Origin of the sequence: Pseudomonas sp. PS01270 (assembly GCF_029959775.1) — a bacterium.
Taxonomy (GTDB): domain Bacteria; phylum Pseudomonadota; class Gammaproteobacteria; order Pseudomonadales; family Pseudomonadaceae; genus Aquipseudomonas; species Aquipseudomonas atacamensis.
Genome location: NZ_JASCPT010000035.1, coordinates 25,064 through 44,759, shown reverse-complemented (window position 1 = coordinate 44,759; position 19,696 = coordinate 25,064). Strand labels below are relative to the sequence as shown.

The 19,696-nt window shown below is 58.8% G+C and carries 17 protein-coding genes, 1 tRNA gene and 1 pseudogene; 10 read left to right on the top strand and 9 right to left on the bottom strand.

The window, feature by feature from the left end; genetic code table 11:
- Nucleotides 1-180 (top strand): annotated as a pseudogene (locus QMX86_RS12880) (hypothetical protein); the annotation flags it as partial.
- Here the strand turns inward: QMX86_RS12880 and cheR are convergent.
- Both cheR and QMX86_RS12870 read right to left on the bottom strand, forming a co-directional pair.
- Entirely contained in the window at nucleotides 161-988 is an 828-nt protein-coding gene (gene cheR, locus QMX86_RS12875) for a protein-glutamate O-methyltransferase CheR (protein ID WP_016773612.1), read from the bottom strand. The pseudogene QMX86_RS12880 and the gene cheR sit on opposite strands and share 20 nt — an antisense overlap.
- 46 nt (nucleotides 989-1,034) lie before the next feature.
- On the bottom strand, nucleotides 1,035-1,967 hold the full coding sequence (locus QMX86_RS12870) for a chemotaxis protein CheV (protein WP_016773611.1): 933 nt from the start codon (nucleotides 1,965-1,967) through the stop codon (nucleotides 1,035-1,037).
- A gap of 82 nt (nucleotides 1,968-2,049) precedes the next feature.
- Here QMX86_RS12870 and flgA point away from each other — a divergent pair, with 82 nt between their 5' ends.
- From flgA to QMX86_RS12850, 4 genes are all read left to right on the top strand, one after another.
- Nucleotides 2,050-2,811 carry a flagellar basal body P-ring formation chaperone FlgA gene (flgA, locus tag QMX86_RS12865; RefSeq protein WP_083387045.1) on the top strand — a complete coding sequence of 254 codons (762 nt, stop codon included), beginning with the start codon at nucleotides 2,050-2,052 and terminating at the stop codon, nucleotides 2,809-2,811.
- Nucleotides 2,812-2,973: 162 nt separating this feature from the next.
- Complete coding sequence (gene flgM, locus QMX86_RS12860) at nucleotides 2,974-3,300, top strand: flagellar biosynthesis anti-sigma factor FlgM (protein WP_016773609.1); 327 nt, start codon at nucleotides 2,974-2,976, stop codon at nucleotides 3,298-3,300.
- A 48-nt stretch (nucleotides 3,301-3,348) separates the two neighbouring features.
- The gene (locus QMX86_RS12855; RefSeq protein WP_016773608.1) at nucleotides 3,349-3,816 is read left to right on the top strand and encodes a flagellar protein FlgN; all 468 of its coding nucleotides are present in this window, start codon (nucleotides 3,349-3,351) and stop codon (nucleotides 3,814-3,816) included.
- 92 nt (nucleotides 3,817-3,908) lie between these two features.
- Nucleotides 3,909-4,655, top strand: a complete 747-nt coding sequence (locus QMX86_RS12850) for a flagellar brake protein (RefSeq protein WP_016773607.1) — start codon at nucleotides 3,909-3,911, stop codon at nucleotides 4,653-4,655.
- 74 nt (nucleotides 4,656-4,729) lie between these two features.
- On the opposite strand, the gene QMX86_RS12845 is transcribed toward QMX86_RS12850, so the two are convergent.
- The 4 genes from QMX86_RS12845 to QMX86_RS12830 all read right to left on the bottom strand — a co-directional run bounded on the left by QMX86_RS12845 (nucleotide 4,730) and on the right by QMX86_RS12830 (nucleotide 10,024).
- Nucleotides 4,730-6,112, bottom strand: coding sequence for an MFS transporter (locus tag QMX86_RS12845; RefSeq protein WP_073472165.1), 1,383 nt, complete (start codon nucleotides 6,110-6,112; stop codon nucleotides 4,730-4,732).
- A gap of 69 nt (nucleotides 6,113-6,181) precedes the next feature.
- Nucleotides 6,182-7,423 (bottom strand): glutamine synthetase family protein, encoded by a 1,242-nt coding sequence (locus QMX86_RS12840; RefSeq protein ID WP_172834031.1) that lies wholly within the window; start codon nucleotides 7,421-7,423, stop codon nucleotides 6,182-6,184.
- 307 nt (nucleotides 7,424-7,730) lie between these two features.
- Nucleotides 7,731-8,423, bottom strand: a complete 693-nt coding sequence (locus QMX86_RS12835; RefSeq protein WP_016773604.1) for a HAMP domain-containing sensor histidine kinase — start codon at nucleotides 8,421-8,423, stop codon at nucleotides 7,731-7,733.
- Nucleotides 8,420-10,024: a tetratricopeptide repeat-containing response regulator gene (locus QMX86_RS12830; protein WP_282384522.1), complete on the bottom strand. Its 1,605-nt coding sequence runs from the start codon at nucleotides 10,022-10,024 to the stop codon at nucleotides 8,420-8,422. Before QMX86_RS12830 ends, QMX86_RS12835 begins: the two co-directional genes overlap by 4 nt.
- 217 nt (nucleotides 10,025-10,241) lie before the next feature.
- On the opposite strand from QMX86_RS12830, the gene QMX86_RS12825 reads away from it, so the two are divergent.
- Both QMX86_RS12825 and QMX86_RS12820 read left to right on the top strand, forming a co-directional pair.
- Complete coding sequence (locus tag QMX86_RS12825) at nucleotides 10,242-11,594, top strand: lysozyme inhibitor LprI family protein (protein ID WP_282384523.1); 1,353 nt, start codon at nucleotides 10,242-10,244, stop codon at nucleotides 11,592-11,594.
- 184 nt (nucleotides 11,595-11,778) lie between these two features.
- The gene (locus tag QMX86_RS12820; RefSeq protein ID WP_282384524.1) at nucleotides 11,779-15,915 is read left to right on the top strand and encodes a CheR family methyltransferase; all 4,137 of its coding nucleotides are present in this window, start codon (nucleotides 11,779-11,781) and stop codon (nucleotides 15,913-15,915) included.
- 75 nt (nucleotides 15,916-15,990) lie between these two features.
- Here QMX86_RS12820 and QMX86_RS12815 read toward each other — a convergent pair.
- A tRNA-Arg gene (locus QMX86_RS12815) sits at nucleotides 15,991-16,067 on the bottom strand.
- Between the two features lie 298 nt (nucleotides 16,068-16,365).
- Between QMX86_RS12815 and QMX86_RS12810 the strand changes: the two genes are divergently transcribed.
- Both QMX86_RS12810 and QMX86_RS12805 read left to right on the top strand, forming a co-directional pair.
- A complete protein-coding gene (locus tag QMX86_RS12810; protein ID WP_207807944.1) occupies nucleotides 16,366-16,599 on the top strand; it encodes a hypothetical protein in 234 nt (77 codons plus the stop codon).
- 20 nt (nucleotides 16,600-16,619) lie between these two features.
- Nucleotides 16,620-16,799: a PA3371 family protein gene (locus QMX86_RS12805; RefSeq protein ID WP_016773599.1), complete on the top strand. Its 180-nt coding sequence runs from the start codon at nucleotides 16,620-16,622 to the stop codon at nucleotides 16,797-16,799.
- Here QMX86_RS12805 and phnN read toward each other — a convergent pair.
- Entirely contained in the window at nucleotides 16,774-17,343 is a 570-nt protein-coding gene (gene phnN / locus QMX86_RS12800) for a phosphonate metabolism protein/1,5-bisphosphokinase (PRPP-forming) PhnN (RefSeq protein ID WP_282384525.1), read from the bottom strand. The genes QMX86_RS12805 and phnN overlap by 26 nt on opposite strands.
- 388 nt (nucleotides 17,344-17,731) lie before the next feature.
- Between phnN and QMX86_RS12795 the strand changes: the two genes are divergently transcribed.
- Complete coding sequence (locus QMX86_RS12795) at nucleotides 17,732-18,058, top strand: Arc family DNA-binding protein (protein WP_003178899.1); 327 nt, start codon at nucleotides 17,732-17,734, stop codon at nucleotides 18,056-18,058.
- Between the two features lie 135 nt (nucleotides 18,059-18,193).
- On the opposite strand, the gene mgtE is transcribed toward QMX86_RS12795, so the two are convergent.
- Nucleotides 18,194-19,636: a magnesium transporter gene (mgtE, locus tag QMX86_RS12790; RefSeq protein ID WP_016773597.1), complete on the bottom strand. Its 1,443-nt coding sequence runs from the start codon at nucleotides 19,634-19,636 to the stop codon at nucleotides 18,194-18,196.
- Between the last annotated feature and the right edge of the window lie 60 nt (nucleotides 19,637-19,696).

Genomic DNA, 19,696 nt, shown 5'->3' with positions numbered 1-19,696 from the left:
CGCGAAGGCGGCGTGTCAGCCAATGCAAATGCAGAATGTGACGGCCTCTTCGCGAGCAAGCTCGCTCCCACAGGGATTGTTGGTGTTAAGAGAATTTCTTCGGGCATAAAAAACGGGAGGCCTTTGCGGGCTTCCCGTTTTTTGTATCAGCGCAAACCGCTTATTTCGCCTTGTAAATAATCCCCGGGCTGCACTGAACCATCTGGTAATGATCCGGCAATCCGTTCAGCGCTTCCGAAGCGCCAAGGAACAGATACCCGCCCGGCTTCAACGTGCTGTGAATGCGCAACAGGATGTCCTTCTTCACTTCGGCAGAGAAGTAGATCAACACGTTGCGGCAGAACACGATGTCGAACTTGCCCAGCGCTGCGTAACTGTCGAGCAGGTTGAAAGAGCGGAATTCCACCCGGCTCTTGATCGGCGCCTTGACCACCCAGCGCCCCGGCCCTTTCGGGTCGAAGTAGCGTTGCAGGCGTTCCGGCGACAGGCCACGACCGATCGCCAGGCTGTCGTACTCGCCGGTCTTGCAGTTGTTGAGCATCAGGCCCGACAGATCGGTGGCAACGATCTGCACACCCATCTTCAACTGCCCCAGGTTGCTGCGCTCGAACTCGTCGATCGACATCGACAGCGAGTACGGTTCCTGTCCCGACGAGCAGGCCGCCGACCAGATCCGCAGACGCTGGTTGGGGCTGGCCTTGATCGCTTCCGGCAGTACCTTGTTCTTCAAGACTTCAAACGGATAGGTGTCGCGAAACCACAGGGTTTCGTTGGTCGTCATGGCATCGACCACCTGCTCGCGCAAACCGCTGCGCGGCTGGGTCTGGATGCGCTGTACCAGCTCACCCAGGGACTTGATGCCTTGCTGCTCCATCAGTTTGTTGAGACGGCTCGAGACCAGATACTGCTTGTTTTCACCGAGCAGAATGCCACAGGCTTTTTCCAGGAAGACCCGGAACTGTTCGAAATCCAAATTACCCGTAGACAATGATGCCGCCTCTTAAATCGTGTTGACCGCCAGGGGCAGAAGGCCCCTAGCTGATATCTGCTGCTTTGATCCGGTCGACTACCCGGGATGCGAGGTCATCAGGACGGAATTTGGCCAAGAAGTCATCAGCACCGACTTTCTTCACCATCGCCTGATTGAATACCCCCGACAACGAAGTATGCAGGATGATATGGAGCTTTTGCATGCGTGCGTCGCCGCGGATTTCCGCCGTCAGGGTGTACCCGTCCATCTCCGGCATCTCGATGTCGGAAATCATCATCAGGAACTCTTCTTCCGGCTTCTTGCCCTCGTCGACCAGCTTGCGCAGGTAATCCAGCGCCTGCTTGCCGTCGTTCAGCGCCACCACTTCGACACCGATGGTCTGCAGACAACGCGTGACCTGCTTGCGCGCCACCGACGAGTCATCGACCGTCAGCACCCGCAGCGACAACGCCTTGGTCTGCGTCTCGACATCGACCACGCCCACCGAAATCGCTTCCGGCGTCGGCGCCACTTCGGCCAGCACCTTCTCGACGTCGATGATTTCGACCAACTGGTTGTCGACCCGCGTCACAGCGGTCAGGTAGTGATCGCGACCGGTACCCTTGGGTGGCGGATGGATCTCTTCCCAGTTCATGTTGACGATGCGCTCCACCGAGCGGACCAGGAAACCCTGGGTCTTGGTGTTGTACTCCGTGATGATCACGAACGGACTGTTCTTGTCTTTCAACGCACCGGAGCCCGTTGCCATTGCCAGATCCAGGATCGGAATGGTCGCTCCCCGTATATTCGCTACCCCGCACACGACAGGACTGGATTTGGGCATCAACGTCAGGGACGGGCACTGCAACACTTCCCGTACCTTGAACACGTTGATCCCGTAGAGCTGCGGCCCGTCGAGACGGAACAACAGCAGCTCGAGGCGATTCTGCCCTACCAGTTGCGTGCGCTGGTTCACCGAATCCATTACACCAGCCATGCCCAGACTCCTACACCAACGCCAAGTGTTGTTGCGACGCACATTCATTGCTAAACGGCACGGCGCTTGCTTTTTAACTCGTATGAACGCTCAAACGACATTTTCCCGACGCCTGACATCCTCCCTTCGCAAAGGGCTTTGCGCGGTGGCCGCCGTTTGCTGCTTGCTTGCTGGCAGTCCTGCCCATGCAGATGCGGTTACCTTGCCTGATATGCTTATCGGCGTGACTCAGGGCTTTCTTGAATTCACCGTAGAAGACTATTTGGCTTCCAGTCAAACCGAAGGCCGCTACGAAATCGAAGTCAACCAGCTCGACCCGCGCATGCGCATGCCCATGTGCGACAAGGAATTGACAGCCACGCTGGAGAGCCCGGCACGCCCGCTGGGCCGCGTCACGGTGAAGGTTCGCTGCGAAGGCAGTTCGCCCTGGACGGTGTTCGTACCCGCTCAAGTCCGCCTGTTTCGCGAGATCGTGACGACCACTCGTCCGCTGAAACGCGCCGGCATTATCGAGCCGCAGGATGTGACCTTGCGCGAGCGCGACGTCAGCACGATCAACCAGGGTTTCCTGACTTCCGTCGACGAAGCGATCGGGCAGAAACTTACCCGACCAACGGTCGCCGATCAGGTCATCACACTGGTGCATCTGGAACAGGCCGAAGTGGTGCGCAAGGGTGACCAGGTGGTGATCACTGCGCGCAGCGGCACCCTTGCCGTACGCATGCCGGGGGAAGCGCTCTCCAATGGCGGCATGAAAGAACAGATTCGAGTAAAAAACCTTAATTCTCAAAGAGTTATCAAGGCGCAGGTGATTGCGCCGGGACAGGTCGAAGTGGCCATGTAAAAGCCTCGTGGAGAAAACTGGCGCCGATCCCGTCGCTTCCCTAAACTGTGCCGCAGCAGGTCTCGCAACGGCGCATGCAAGCTTATGGTTGATTGGGCCTAAAGTTTTTCAGGGGATAGCCGAAAACATGGCAAGCGTCCAAATTCCCAGAGGTTTTTTATCATGGTTATCGATTTCAACCGATTGAACAGTTCCTCGTCACTAACCGGCAGCACACGTACCAGCAACGCCAAGGAAAGCGCTGAAAACAGCCCCTCCGCGCCGCTGAATACCCAGGCCGAACAGGCCAATGTCGCCAAAAGCGGGGAGTCGGTACACCTCAGCAATGAGGCTCAACAGTTGCAGAAGGTCACTGACAAGCTGCGCGATCAGCCTGCTGTCGACAAAGCCCGAGTGGCCGAGTTGAAAGCCGCGATTGCCGATGGCAGCTATAAAGTCGACAGCAACCGTGTAGCCAGCAAACTGCTCAACTTCGAAGCCCAGCGCTAGGCTTTTGCCGGCGCCAGGCTTTTGGACGCTTAAACCCCAAGGCCAGCCATGCACGACACTAACTTATTGCAACTGATCAACGACGACTTTGCTCCAGCGCAACAATTGCTGGAGTTATTGCAAACCGAATCCCTCGCTTTGCATGGTCGCGACATGCCGTTGCTGGAAGAAATTCTGGCGACCAAGCAAGCGTTGATCATTCTGCTCGAGCAGCATGGCCGCAAGCGCAGCGAAATCCTCGCCAGCCTCAACCTGCCGACCGATCGCACAGGTCTTGAGCAACTGGCCAGCCAGTCGAGCATTGGCGACCAGTTGCTGACCCAGGGCGATGCCCTGACCGCGCTGATCGCCCAGTGCCAGGCGGCCAACATCAAGAACGGCCAGTCGATCCAGATCCAGCAGGCGACCACGGCCAATCAGCTGAAGATCCTCACCGGCGGTGAGCCGCCAGCGCTGTACGACGCCAGCGGGACCTTTGCCAAACCGGTCAAGCCGCGAACGCTCAGCCAGGCATGAGCCATTCGCTGACCCTGCACTATCCACTTGCGCAACATGCTGGCAAAATACTGGCCAGTCGTAGTCTTATTTTGTCTGGAGATTGAAGAACCGTGTCCAACACCCTAAGCGCGGATGATGCTCCGCAGCCTCCGAAGGTGCTCACCACGCCACTGGAAATCTCCAGCAACCTGCGCCAGCTGCAAGACAGCCACGATCCGCTGATCATCACCTTCCATGAACGCAGCCAGCGCTTTCAGAGTTACCTGATCAAGGTCGACCGCGAAACCGCAACGATCGCGCTGGACGAAATGATTCCACGCGACGGCGAACGCTTCCTCCAGGCTGGCGAACCGTTCAAGGTCGAAGGCTTTCATGACGGCGTGCGCATCGCCTGGGAATGCAACGGCACGCTGAACATCGAAGAATCCGACGGCGACCGTTTCTACACCGGCGACCTGCCGAGCGAAGTGGTCTATCACCAGCGCCGTAACGCCTTCCGCGCTGCGTTGAAGCTCACCGATCTGGTCAGCGTTGAACTGGGCGGCGAAAAGCTCAAGGTTCCTCTGCAGGGCAAGCTGCTGGATATTTCTGCGACCGGTTGCAAGTTCCGCTTCGAAGGCGACATCACTGATCGCCTGCAACTGGGCCAGGTCTACGATCGCCTGATCGCCCCGCCGCTGTTCGGCAACCAGCCAACATCGGTCGAACTGCGCTATCTGCATTTCGAAGAAAAACTCAACATCACCTTCGCCGGTCTGCGCTTCCACAACATCAGTGGCCAGGCTGCGCGCAACGTCGAGCGCTTTGTTTACCAGTTGCAGCGTGAAGCACGGCGTTTCGACAAAGACGATCTCTGAGTCGCAGTGACCAATAAAAAGGGCAGTCCTGTGCGGGACTGCCCTTTTTTTATGCGCCGATGTTTACGTGCGACTTAAGGCCGGCCACCACTGATATCTGGCGCTGGCTTGTCGTCATTGCCGCTGTCCAGTTCGGTTTCAACGACTGCTTCCGGCTGCTCTTCGGGCTCAGGCTCAGGAGTGACCGGCGCCGTGTCCTGGACCATCTGCTCCTGCACCACCTGCTCATCGACACGCGGGTCAAGCGCCGCCACCAGCGGCGAGCTCGACATGCTGTCCGGCATTGCCACGTGATGCAGCGGTGCGTCGTCGACCTGGTGCAGGTTGGTCACTGCTTTCGGACGAATCCGCCAGACCAGCACCAACGCGAAGAAACTGAAGAACGCATACAGGCTCTGACTGCCGAGAAACTTCATCAGTACACCCGCGAGCAGCGGCCCAATGCTCGCGCCGACGCCGTAGGTCACCAGCAGCATGGCGGTCAGCGACACGCGGCGATCGCCTTCGACGTGGTCGTTGGAAAACGCCACCGCCAGCGGATACAGGCAGAACTGCACCAGCGAACAGAAGAAACCGACGACGAACAGCACCTCCAGCGGCACCTGCGGCATGATCGCCAACGGCAACGCCGCCACCGCCAGAAACCCGGCAAAGCAGCGAATCAGCAGCGCGCGGTCATAACGGTCGGACAACCAGCCCAACGGCCACTGCACCAGCAGACCGGCAAAAATGCAGCTACCCATGAACAGACCGACCTGCTCGGTCGTCAGCCCCTGTTGCGAGGCGTACAGCGGCGCCAGACCGTAGAACGAACCGATGATCAGACCGGCGCCGAGCACCGTGCTCAGCGATTGCGGCACGCGTTTGATGAAGAAGCGCGGCTCCATCGGCGCAGGGTGCAGAGGCGCCGGGTGAATCCGTCGGGTCAACGTCACCGGCACCAGACACAGGGCAAAGCACAGCGCCACCAGCATCAGCAGTTCCAGGCCGAGGCCGGGGTGCATGACCAGAATCAGCTGGCCCAGCACCAGGCCCAGATAAGAGGCGATCATGTAACCGCTGAACACCAGCCCGCGCTGATTGGCATCGGCCTGCTCGTTGAGCCAGCTCTCGATGACCATGTACTGACACATCATGCCCAGACCGACGATCGTCCGCAGCACCAGCCACGCCGGCAGCCAGTCCACCAGCCCATGGCCGAGCACCGCCGCGCCGACGATCCCGGCACACGCCGAGTAGGCACGGATATGCCCGACCCGGGCGATCAGGCGATGGCCGATCTTGCCGCCCAGCACCAGACCGAAATAGTTGGCCGCCATCAGCGCACCGACCCACAGCCCGTCGACGTTGTCGGCAGCCAGACGCAAAGCCAGATAAGTAGAAAGAAGGCCTGAGCCGATCAACATCATCAGCGAGGCGAAATACAGCGCTCGAAAGGATTTCCAGATTTGGCGCATCGGCGTTCCGAGCGGCTCCTTGCAGTAAATACCGGGCGGTCAGATCGACAGCCCGGCAGCAGCGATACGTCAGGCCTGGGCGGCCAGCACACGGCGCTCCCAGGGAGTGATTTCATCAAAGAAGCTGGTCAACTCCATGGTCTTCGAAGCGATGTAGCCTTCGATGAACTCCGACCCGAACAGTTCCCTCGCCAACTGGCTACGTTTCAGACGCTCCAGCGCGGCGTGCAAGGTACACGGCAAGGCCAGATTATCCGGCACGGCGAATTCTCCCTGGATTGCCGCGCTCGGCTCCAGTTCCTGTTCGATGCCGTGCAAACCCGCAGCCAGACTGGCGGCGATCGCCAGATAAGGGTTGGCGTCGGCGCCCGGCAGACGATTTTCGACCCGACGTGCGACCGGCGAGCTGGCGGGAATACGCAAGCCGGCGGCGCGATTGTCATGGGACCAGCAGGCATTGTTCGGCGACGCGTACGGATGACACAGGCGCTGATAGGAATTCACGTTGGGCGCAAACAGTGCGGTGAAATCGGCGAGGCCTGCCTGTTGCCCGCCGATGAAGTGGCGGAACATCGACGTCGGCTCGCCGTTCGAGTCAGTGAAGACATTCTTGCCGCTGCCGATCTCAACGATGCTCTGGTGAATATGCATCGAACTGCCCGGCGTGTGCGCCAGCGGTTTGGCCATGCACACCACGCTCAGGCCATGCTTGAGCGCGACCTCCTTGAGCAGGTGCTTGAACAGGAACGTCTGATCGGCCAGCAGCAGCGGATCGCCGTGCAGCAGATTGATCTCGAACTGGCTGACGCCCATTTCATGCATGAAGGTGTCGCGCGGCAGGCCCAGGGCGGCCATGCATTTATACACTTCGCTGAAGAACGGCCGCAGACCGTTGTTGGAACTGACGCTGAACGCCGACTGGCCATCCTCGCGACGGCCGTCGAGGCCGACCGGCGGACGGAACGGCTGAGTCGGATCGGTGTTCGGTGCGAAGACAAAAAATTCCAGCTCGGTCGCCACCACCGGCGCCAGACCGTGCGCGGCGTAACGGGCGATGACCGCTTTGAGCTGACCACGGGTCGAGAGACTTGAGCTCCCCCCGCTCAGTTCGTCGGCGTCGCAAATCGCCATGGCACGCGGCTCGTCGCTCCAGGGCAAACGGTGAATCTGCGCAGGATCGGCAACCAGCGCCAGATCGCCGTCATCGCTGCCGTAGAACCGCGCCGGCGGATAGCCGCCCATGATGCATTGCAGCAGCACACCCCGCGCCAACTGCAAACGCCGCCCCTCGAGGAAACCCTCGGCGGTCATCACCTTGCCCCGTGGCACACCGTTCAGATCCGGGGTGACACATTCAATCTCATCAATGCCGGTCAATCGCTGCGCGAGTGAACCCTGGCCATCGGTTGTCATGACGCAATCCTTGTTATTGTGCGAGCCGCGAACGGCGACCCGGACAAAATAGGCTGCGGCTGTTCGGAATATCAAGCAGCGCCCACAAAAATCCCGATCTTGCGCAGGAGCCGTAGGAGCTGACGAGTGCAACGAGGCTGCGATCTTTTGATCTTGCTTTTTAAAATCAAAAGATCGCAGCCTTCGGCAGCTCCTACACCAGACCTCAGGGCAAGTAGAGGCTGAACACCCCACCGCCCAACGGCCCGCCATTGCTGATTTCGGTGCGCCCTTCCACGCCGTTGCGCTGATGCAGCGCGGCGATGCGATTGGCGAAATACAGACCCAGCCCGGTGCTGCCGCTGCTGTGATTGATGCCCTGCACATAATCGGCCTGACGCTCGAGCATCTCTGCCGGATAGCCGTCGCCATCGTCATTGATGCTCAACACCAGTTGCCCGGCTTCGTCGCTGACGGTAATCAGCAGCGACTCGCGGGCGTAGCGGATCGCATTGTTGATGCAGTTGCCGAGCACCGAAGCGATCAGCTCGCGATCAAAGAAACCCAGCGGGCTCAACGGATCGACTTCATAGGTGGCGATGATGCCGCGACTGGCAAACACTTCCTGATGCGCGGCCAGTTGCGCCTCGATGAAATCGTCGAGTTCGTGATACGCCGGCTGCAGCGGCAACTGATTCACGCCAAGTTTGTACAGCCCCAGCAACTGCACGAGCATGCCGTTGAGGTGGGCGAACTCGAAGTCGATCACGCCCTGTTCCGAGCCGTCGCGCAGCTCTTTGGGCAGACGCGCGAGCCATTGGCTGTGCGCCTGCATCAGCATGGCCAGGGAGTTCTTCATGTCGTGGACGGTGGAGGCAATCACCGTGGAAAAATCCAGCGCCGGATCAATTGGGTTCATTCGCCAAACGCCTTGCTTTTCAGCTTCTGATAACGCGCAAACCGCGCGTCGGTGTCGGGCATCAGGCCCACCAGTTTCAGGCAGGCCCGACATTCTTCCAGCTCCGCCGACGGCACACTGGTGTCGGTGCCGTGCAGCAGCGACTGGGCCAGGTTCAGCGCAATACTGATGTTTTTCGGTTGCAGCTTGAGCGCCTTGCGGAACACCTCGCGGGCCTCGACCAGATTGCCGGTCTTGTACACGCGCACGCCCTGGCGGTTGAGATCGGCCGCAGCGTTACTTGAACTGAGAATCGTCGGATCGTCGGTGAGCTTGGCAATGTCTTTCATCACCGCCGGGTCATCACCGTAAATCTCCGCGCAACTCTTGAGCATCGAAGTGCCCGCCTCGGCCTGACCGAGCATCTGCAACTGCTTGGCCACCAGCAACGCCGCCTCGGGACTCATGAATTGCTCCATGCCATCGAGGCGCATCAGTGCTTGTTCGGTGAGCTTGTCGGCGGTTTCGGCGTCGTTGAGCAACAGGCTGGTGGCCTTCATCAGCCGCGCACGGATTTGCAGGCCGGGATCGCTCGGGTTCTCCTTGGCCACGGCACTAAGCGTAGTGTTGATCTCCAGACGCGTGCGCGTGTCGAGGCCGCGATCGCTGCCCTTGCTGATCAGCGCGTGCGCCAGGCCAAGATTGCTTTCCGGATCCTTGAAACGCGACTGCGCGCCCTGCGCCACGGCCTGACGATAAGCCCGCGAGGCGGTTTCGAAATCTTCGTTGGCCATCGCCAGTTTGCCGAGCAAAGCCTGACGGCGCACCGCCAGCGGCGACAGACGAATCGCTTCTTCCAGCACCCGCTGCGCGCCTTTGCTGTCGCCTTCGGCCACCAGCACGTCAGCCATGCCGTCATACAGCGCCGGCATCATCGGGAACACTTTCAAGGCCTTTTCATAGACCTCTTTGGCCTGCGAGACCTGCCCGCGTTTGAACAGCAACTTGCCCAATCCAGCGAAGGCCCACGGCAACGGACGGTCGGCAATGATGCCGTCGTAGAGTCGCTCCAGCGCTTCGTTCTGATTCATGTCGCGCAGCGCATCGGCGCGGTAGCGCAGGCACAGCGGCGAATAGCGGATGTCCTGTTTGCACAGGGCAATACAGGCATTGAGCACCTCGACCGGCTTACCGCGATCAAGGGCCTGCAGAATCGGTTTGAGCAACGTCTTGCGTTGCTCCAGACGCTCAAAGCGCTGGGCCAGCCCGGAACGGTTGAACGGCTTGGTCAGGTACGCATCCGGCTCGTGCTCCAGCGCGCTGAGCACCATCGCCTGACTGGTCTCAGCGGTGACCATGACGAAAACGGCTTCGTGGCTGATGAGCTTTTCCGACATCAGGTCTTCGAGCACCTGCTGGCCATTCTTCTTGCCGTCGCCGAGGTGGAAGTCCTGAAGAATGAAATCGTAGGACTTCTGCGAGCACATCTTCAGCGCCTGCTCGCCAGTGTCGGCAGTATCGACATCCTTGACGCCGAGCTCACGCAACATCGAACGCACGGAACTGCGGAAATCGGAAAAATCATCGACGATCAGAAAGCTTTTTTGGTGATACGACGACATCGAAGATTTCCAGGCAATTGAAGAAAACGAACCGAGGCGATTTCAGGCGCGCAGATGATAGCCGGAGGCCATGCGCCATCAAGCGATTTCGCGCGAGCCTGAACTCACCGTTCGGGTTATCGGCCAAAAGTGCCGGGGCCTGAGGGTGGAGCTTCAAGAATGTTGCCTGGAGTATTACTCTGCGCGCCTGCTCAAGGATTTTCATAGGGACTGAATCGTGTACATCAAGGGACGCTACATCCTGTCGGCCTTTTTGCTGCTGTTTATCCAGCCAATGAGTGCGGCGGCAATGGACTGCACCAAAGCGGCGAACGACGTGGAAAACACGATTTGCGCGAATAAACCGCTTTATGAGCTCGACGCGCAGATGGGCACGCTGTATCGCCAACTGATGACAACTGCCACAGCGACGCAACCTGAGCTCAAGCGCACCCAGCGCGCCTGGCTAAAAACCCGCAATGCCTGCGCAGTCGATGTCGCTTGCCTGGATGGCAGCTACCGCCAGCGCCTGCAAGCATTGCAGGCACAGTGGACGCAAGCCGCAATGTGGCAGCCGGACGCCGTGGATCTTCAGGCGATGAACGATCTGCAGGAAAGCATTCGTGCCGAGAGCAAAAACCACCCGGAATTTGCGCTGGAACATGCCTTGGCCGCACGGGCTTTCGAGTCTTCGCAGACATCGTTCGCGGGGGATCCAGTCGACAGTTACGGCGAGCAAACCAGCTTCCCCAAGTCGCGTCCCAAAGGCGTGAGCGAGGATGAGTGGCAAGCATTGAAAGCCTCAAGCATCGGAGGCGCCGCCGAGACCGGACGGACTTCTTACGCACTGCTGGATCTGGACAGTGATGGCCAGCGCGACCTTATCGTCGACACATACGCAGGCGGCACCGGCTTGTTCACCTACGTGGAAACCTGGCGCCGCACGGGCGAGCGGTTCGTCAAAAGATCGGTCGAGCCGGAAAGCTCGCTGTTCTACACCAACGACCGTGGCGCTAATCAGGCAATCAGCTGGATCAGGCTTCACAACAGAATTTATGCCGCTTACCGAAACGGCGCCTATGGTGTCGATAATCTTTACCTGCTCAATCCGCTGAAGATCAACCGTCAGGTACCGACGGTGTCCGTGCGTTACGCTTACTCCCTGCAAGTGCCAACCACGCAACATACAGAAGACGGCACCAGCACCTATGACCTCGAAGCGGATTTGCACGCGGCACTCGACCACGCCGTCACTCAGGCAATGAAAGTCGCATCGGGCTCAAACCCTGACGCGCCCCTTTGCCCCATTCCTCCGACGGGCGCCGGCGAAGACGATTACTACAGCTACGGTCCAGGGCACTACACCATCGAAAAGATCGCCGATTTGCCGGTAATGATCGGCGGCGAATGCTACATCGGGGCGCTGATTGACTGGTTCGGCAGTTACAGCGAACAGACTGGGTTATTCGCTCAACTGGCCGTGCGCAAGCCGGGCGTAGAGGCCAGCGGGACTACCTACGAAGTCTTTGGCCGTCGGCATGTAACCGAGGTCAGCGGGAGCCTTGGCAAAGTCGAAATCAACGACGACTGACCACCGATCATCACGCCGGAAAATTAATCGGCACGGTTGCCAATCACCGGATGTCAAAAACACAGGCAGTACATTTGTCCTTCAAAAGTGCAGGCAGATCCGCAAATGAGGTTTATTCTGCTCAATTACCTGCGCCCCCGGACGTCCGCGATACGCTTGTACCGCCACAAAAAAGGCCGAAGTGATGACCTCGAAAACCCCTGCCTCGCCCTCTGCGCCCGAACGCAAGGACCTGACCCCCAGCCACCTGAATTTCCCCGTGGTGGGCATCGGCGCCTCGGCGGGCGGCCTGCAAGCGATCAAGCTGTTTTTCGAGCATATGCCGAAGGACAGTGGCATGGCGTTCGTGATCATTTTGCACCTGTCGCCCGATCACCAGAGCATCGCCGACCAGATCATTCAGGAATCGACGCGCATGCCGGTGCTGCAAGTGACGCAGCCGGTGCCGATCGAAAAGAACTGCGTGTACGTGATTTCTCCGGCGCATTCGCTGACGATGAATGACGGCTACCTGCGCGTCAGCCCCGCTGGCTCACCGCAAGCGCGCCACACTGCCATCGACCTGTTCTTCCGCGATCTGGCCGATGTGCATCGCGAGCGGGCTTTTTGCCTGGTGCTTTCAGGCACCGGTTCCGATGGTGCGGTGGGCTTGTCGCGAATCAAGGAACAGGGTGGCGTGACGCTGGTACAAGTGCCGGAAGACGCCGAGTTCGACGGCATGCCGCGCGCCGCCATCGAGACGCGCATGGTCGATCTGATACTGCCAGTGGTCGAGATGCCGCAGAAACTGATGGAGCTGTGGCGCAACTCTCAGAACATCAAATTACCCAGCGCCAATGATCCCGACTTGAAAGCCTTGAAGCCTGCAAACGAACACGAGGCGTCGATCGCCGAACAACGCCTGCATGAGATCCTGTTGTACCTGCGCAGCAGCACCGGCCATGACTTCAAACATTACAAGCGCGCCACCGTGCTGCGCCGCATCGAGCGGCGCATGCAGGTCACCAGCCAGTCTGACCTCGGCGCCTATTACGACTACCTGCAAAACACCCCGGAAGAATCCAAGGCCCTGCTCGGCGACATGCTGATCGGCGTGACCAACTTCTTCCGTGACCGCGAAGCCTTCGAAGCCATTGAGCGCGATGTGCTGCCGCAACTGGTGCAATCGGTTGCCGACTCGTCGGAAAAAGAAGAACTGCGCGTCTGGTCTGCCGGCTGCTCGACCGGCGAAGAAGCCTACAGCCTGGCAATCCTGCTCGATGATCAGATGCAGGTACAAAGCAGCAAGGCCAACCTGCAAGTGTTCGCCACCGATATCGACGAACGCGCGATCACCACTGGCCGCGCCGGCACCTATCCGCAAGCCATCGTCACCGACGTACCGCCAACACGCCTTCGGCATTATTTCGTCAAAGACGATGACCACTACCGGATCCGCAAGGAAATCCGCGAGAAAGTGCTGTTCGCCAAGCACAGCCTGTTGTCCGATCCGCCGTTCTCGCAGATCGACCTGATCGTTTGCCGCAATCTGCTGATTTACCTGGATCGCGAGGTGCAGCGGGAAATCCTGCAGATGTTCCACTTTGCCCTGCGACCGGGTGGTTTCCTGTTTCTCGGCACCTCGGAAAGCGCCGATGCCTGCCATGAACTGTTCGCGCCAGTGGACAAGCGCAACCGCATCTTCCGCGCCAAGACTGGTACGGCGAACAGCCGCCGCACCCCGACCATGCCGCGTGGCGGTTACATGCGCACCAGCGTTTCCCGACCGCCATCGAAAGCCATCGAGCCCGTCAAGCTGTCGTTTGCCGATATCCACCGCCGCGCCATAGAACGCTTCGCCCCGCCGAGCATTATCGTCGACACCAACGCCGATATCCTTCACATGAGCGAAGCCGCCGGGCGCTTCCTGCGGCATGTCGGCGGCGAGCTGTCACGCAACCTGCTGACGCTGATCCTGCCGGAACTGCGCCTGGAAATTCGCACTACGCTGTTCCAGGTGCAGCAAAGCAACCTCACCGTGCGCTCGCGTGAAGTGCTGCTCAAGCGCGAGGAGCGTCAGTACCGCATCACGCTGATTGCGCAGCCATACAAGGACGACGACTTCGACAGCGAGTGCGTGCTGGTGACCTTCGATGAAACGGAGATCGACGCGCACGAGCAGGCGTTGACCACGGTGCTGCAGACTGAAAGCCAAGTGCTCTCCAACCTCGAACGTGAGCTGCAACGCACCAAATTGCATTTGCAGGACACCATCGAACAGTCGGAAATCTCCAGCGAAGAGCTCAAGGCTTCCAACGAGGAGATGCAGGCGATCAACGAAGAACTGCGCTCGGCCACCGAAGAGCTCGAGACCAGCAAGGAAGAGTTGCAGTCAATCAATGAAGAGCTGTTGACGGTCAACTACGAGCTGAAGACCAAAGTCGAAGAAACCGACAAGATCAACGATTATCTGACCAATCTGATCGCTTCTACCGACATTGCTACGGTGTTCGTCGATCGCAGCATGCGCATCAAATGGTTCACGCCGCGCGCCACCGACATCTTCAGCATGTTGCCGGTAGACACCGGCCGTTCACTGCTGGATATCACCCATCGCCTGAATTACCCGGCGATGACCGAGGACGCGGCGCAAGTGTTCGAATCGCTGAACATGATCGAACGCGAGGTCAACAGTACCGATAACCGCTGGTACATCGCCCGCTTGCTGCCTTATCGCTCCAGCGAAGACCACATCGACGGCACCGTGTTGACCTTCATCGACATCAGCAAACGCCGCGAAGCCGAGGAAGAGCTGCGCCTGGGCGAGGAACGCATGCGTCTGGTCGCTGAGAGTACGCGTGATTACGCGATTATCATCCTCGATGAAATGGGTTCGATCACCAGTTGGAACAAAGGCGCTGAACTGATCTTTGGCCACAGCAAAAACGAGGCCGAAGGTCAGTATTACGACTTCATCTTCACAGCCGAAGACCGTGCTGCCGGCATGGCTGAAAGTGAATTGTCCACGGCTCGTCAGCACGGGCGCTCGGAGGATGAGCGCTGGCATGTGCGCAAGGATGGCAGCCGTTTCTTCTGCAGCGGCGAGGTCACCCTGCTCAGCGGCGATCGCTTGCAAGGCTATGTGAAAATCGCCCGCGACCTGACCGGGCACAAGCGCCAGCAGGATGAACAGAGCAAGGAACTGGCGCAGACGCGCAATACGGTGTCCCTGCGTGATGAGTTCTTCGCGGTCATGTCCCACGAACTCAAGCACCCGCTCAACCTGATCCAGCTCAACGCCGAACTGTTGCGCCGTTTGCCAATGATCCGCACCGCCGGGCCGGCGACCAAAGCGGTCAACACCATTTGCGATGCGGTGACCAGTCAGGCGCGGATCATCGACGACCTGCTTGATGTAGCACGGGTGCGCACCGGCAAGCTCAAACTGCAATTGGCGCGTGTCGATCTGAGCGCGGTTCTGCGTGACATCCACACGGTAGTGCTCAATGAGCAGCATGCCACGCGGATCGACCTGCAATTGCCTGAAGCACCGCTGATCATTCATGCCGACCCGACACGGGTCGAGCAGATCATCTGGAATCTGGTCAACAATGCCTTGAAGTTCACACCACCGAGCGGGCGCATTGAGTTGATCGCCAGCAAGAGCGGGAAAATGGCGCAACTGGACGTCAAGGATAACGGCGTCGGCATCGCTGCGGAAAACCTTGAACACGTCTTCGATCTGTTCGGCCAGGCGGAAAAACAGCACACCAACCATCAACGTGAAGGCTTGGGCATTGGCCTGTCACTGGTGCGGCAACTGACAGAAGCCCAGCACGGCACGGTGAAGGTTGCTTCGCCGGGGCTCGGCGCCGGTTGTACCTTTACCGTTCGCCTGCCGCTGTCGACTGATGTTGAAGAAACCGCTGCAACAGCCGAGGTTGAACCGGTTTCCGGCAAGCTCGATGGCTTGAGCATTCTGCTGGTCGACGATTCTCCGGAAGTGTTGGAGACATTGAAGCTGCTGCTGGAGATGGAAGACGCCGACGTAACGGCCTTCGACCATCCCGTGGCAGCGCTGAAAGCCGCTGAGAGCACGCGCTACGATCTGATCATCTCCGACCTCGGCATGCCGGTCATGACCGGCTATGAACTGATGGCTGCCCTGCGCAAACTGCCGCTGGTGAAAAACGTACCCGCGATCGCCCTCACCGGGTATGGCACTCAGAGCGACATGCAGAAATCCCGGGAAGCCGGGTTCGATCAGCATCTGGGCAAACCGGTGGCGTACGACGACCTGATTGAAACCATCGAGGCGTTGCGCCGCTCGGAGTTGCTGTAGAGCTCGCCAGCGCTCCAACGCAAAAAGCCCCGCCGCACGAGTAAGTGCGACGGGGCTTTTTGTTTTTTGAAGAGGTGGTGTCCCAGGCGGGGTTCGAACCTGCAACCTTCCCCTTAGGAGGGGGATGCTCTATCCAATTGAGCTACTGAGACACTGATCGACGCGACCTGAACACGGTGCGACAGACGGCGTGCATGTTAACGGCCAGCCCCTGTTTTGTCATGTCGTCCGTAGGGCTTTTTAAGTGTAGGCAAGGGCCCTGGAAGATTGCGGGAACTTTTACCGGGCAAATTGCACTGCGCGGAAATGCGGTCATTGCAGATTGCAATCAGCGTCGCCGGAAAAAACATACCAAGCCCTTGTTTTTAAAGGACTTATCAGCCGTTACACTGTTGGCACGGCGGCTGCTATGCCTGTTCTATCAAAAAGAACAATTTGGAGCGTCGTGCCATGAACAGCACCCTCTTGCTTGCAAACGCAGCGGCTCTGGCTTTCTTGCTCGGATCACATTTTTTTCCCAAGGCTGACGTTGAGCAGCCAGTGGCACAGCGCATGCCGCATTACCTGCAAGTGCAGAAAGCGCCGCAGTGGGCAGTGTTGAGTGATCGCAGCGACGCTTCTACACAAATGGTCAGCGAGCCTGAGCTAGCCTCGGCGCCAACCACCGAACGTCTGGTTTTTTGAAATATCTTCAGGAGTACAACATGTCCAAATCGGCGACAGGATTTCTCATCCTCGCTTTACTGAGTGGCGTTACCCATCTGGCGCTGTTCGAGGAGACGGAAGTCACCTTGCCTCTGGTTGGCTGTGGCGTGTTTGCGGTGCTGTTTGTGCTGGCGCTGATTGCCGGGCGCAAAATCAAGTTCGATCCGGTTCTGCGTTGAGCCGAACCAATTCCAATAACGAAGAGACCGCGATAGCAAGGTCAACAGAGTTGTCGATCTGATGAACGGGGCTGTCGCTGGATCTTCGGTCTTTGAACAACGCATTGCGAGCCAGCCTCGCATCGATTTGCTCAGGGGTCTCCCGACCACGGCTGAGCAAGCGCTTGCGCAGGACCTCATCGTTGACTGTCAGCAGAATCGGCACCAGGGTTGGATACTTCTCCATTGCTTGACGCAGGTTCGCTCTTGACCCGTTAACCAGTACGTGCCGGCCCGCTTGCAACCATTCATCCATTTCCCTTGGAATGCCGTAGGAGAGGCCGTTGGCTTGCCAGGCCAAGGAGAAAGCGCCGGCGTGCTGTCGCCGTTCGAACTCTTCAGGTGTCACGCCGATTGCATCTTCGCCGACGGACTCCGCCGAGCGGGTAATCACCCTGCGTATTACTTCACAGTTCAACGCCCGCAGTGGCTCACGCGATGCATCGATCAGGCTGTCCTTGCCCGAACCGGACGGCCCCATCAGGTAAAAAAGCTTGCCATCCATCCCGAAAACGCCCTCCGACGGGTCCTGCCTCTAGTAAATCGGCAAATTGCCACTATCCTGTACACATAGGGATCAAGAATAGCGAGCCGCATAGCATGCACGTTCTGAAGTCTTCGGGCATCAACGGATATGCATTCGAAAACGGGCAGCGATACGCAAGGATGGAAAGTTTTCCAACCAGTCCGCATTTCTGACAACTGGTGCTGGCATTACGCCTTTACCCGACTCAATATTTGTCACAGAATTGACGCCAATGATCTGGCAATTTTGAGGCATGATGCCGGCCTCTTAACAATTCAGGTTGAACCAATTGGTCCGGATGCTTGTCCTACCACACATCCTGCGGCCAATCCCGAGAACCGCTCCCCTGAACTAACCGGTTAAATATATGCGCCCATTGAAACAGGCAATTTATTCCAGCCGTACGGCTGACAAGTTTGTCGTACGTCTGCCAGACGGAATGCGTGAACGCATTGCCGAGGTGGCTCGCAATCATCATCGCAGCATGAACTCCGAGATCATTGCGCGCCTTGAGCAGAGTCTTATTCAGGAAGGCGCACTGGGCGAAGAGCTGAGCATGCGCCTGGACAGCCCGGAGCTGTCGCTGCACGAGCGCGAGCTGTTGCAACGCTTCCGTCAGCTGTCGCACCGTCAGCAGAACGCCCTGGTGTCGCTGATCGCACACGACGCAGAAATGGCCGCAGACGCGTCCTGAGTTATACCGAACATATTGAAGCCAGCATGATTGCTGGCTTTTTTTTGCCCGCAATATGACAGATGGCCGCTTGGCAATTGAGTGTGGCAGGCACAAAAAAGCCCGTCGATTTGACGGGCTTTTCATTGCACAAGGTCAGAGCAGGAAGATTGTCGCCAACCCGAGGAAGATGAAGAAGCCACCGCTGTCGGTCATCGCGGTGATCATCACACTGGCGCCCATCGCCGGATCGCGACCCATTTTCGCCAGCGTCATCGGGATCAACACGCCCATCAACGCCGCCAGCAACAGATTGAGCGTCATCGCTGCCGTCATGACCACGCCGAGTGACCAACTGCCGTAGAGCATGTACGCGACCACACCGATCACCCCGCCCCAGACCAGACCGTTGATCAAACCGACCGCAAGCTCTTTGCGCATCAAGCGCGAGGTGTTGCCGGTGCTGACCTGATCCAGCGCCATGGCGCGCACGATCATGGTGATGGTCTGGTTACCGGAGTTGCCACCGATACCCGCCACGATCGGCATGAGCGCCGCCAGTGCCACGAGCTTCTCGATCGAACCTTCGAACAGACCGATCACCCGTGATGCGACAAATGCAGTGATCAGGTTCACCGCCAGCCACGCCCAACGGTTACGCAGGGATTTCCATACCGAGGCGAAGATATCTTCCTCTTCGCGCAGACCGGCCATGTTGAGGACTTCGCTTTCGCTTTCCTCACGGATCAGGTCGACCATTTCATCGATGGTCAGACGGCCGATCAGTTTGCCGTTCTTGTCGACCACCGGCGCCGAGATCAAGTCGTAACGCTCGAATGCCTGAGCGGCGTCGTAGGCGTCTTCGTCCGGGTGGAAACTCACCGGATCGCTGGCCATCACTTCGGCGACCTGCTTCTCCGGATCGTTGACCAGCAGACGCTTGATCGGCAGCACGCCCTTGAGCACGCCGTCGTAATCGACCACGAACAGTTTGTCGGTGTGACCGGGAAGCTCTTTGAGGCGACGCAGGTAACGCAGAACCACTTCAAGGCTGACGTCCTCACGGATCGTCACCATCTCGAAGTCCATCAACGCACCGACCTGATCCTCGTCATAGGACAGGGCCGAGCGCACGCGTTCGCGCTGCTGGTTATCCAGACTCTCCATCAGCTCATGGACAACGTCGCGCGGCAGCTCGGAGGCCAGGTCAGCGAGTTCGTCGGCGTCCATGTCCTTGGCCGCAGCCAGGAGCTCGTGATCGTCCATGTCGGCGATCAGCGTTTCACGGACGGAATCGGAAACTTCGAGAAGAATGTCGCCGTCGCGATCGGCCTTGACCAGTTGCCAGAGCGTCAGACGATCGTCCAGCGGCAAGGCTTCGAGAATGTAGGCGACGTCGGCGGAGTGCAGATCATCGAGCTTGCGTTGCAGCTCGACGAGGTTTTGCCGGTGAACCAGGTTTTCCACGCGGTCGTGGTGCGGACCTTCCTGGCGATGAGTCAGGTCTTCAACGACACGTTGGCGCTGCAGCAACTCGACGACCTGAGCCAGGCGGTCCTGCAGGCTTTCCTGTGTTTTCTTTACTTCGATTTCGGACATAGGCGAACTCCACTCCCAGCAGCGGGGCACGCCGGAAGGATCAATCAGTCAATTCATGAT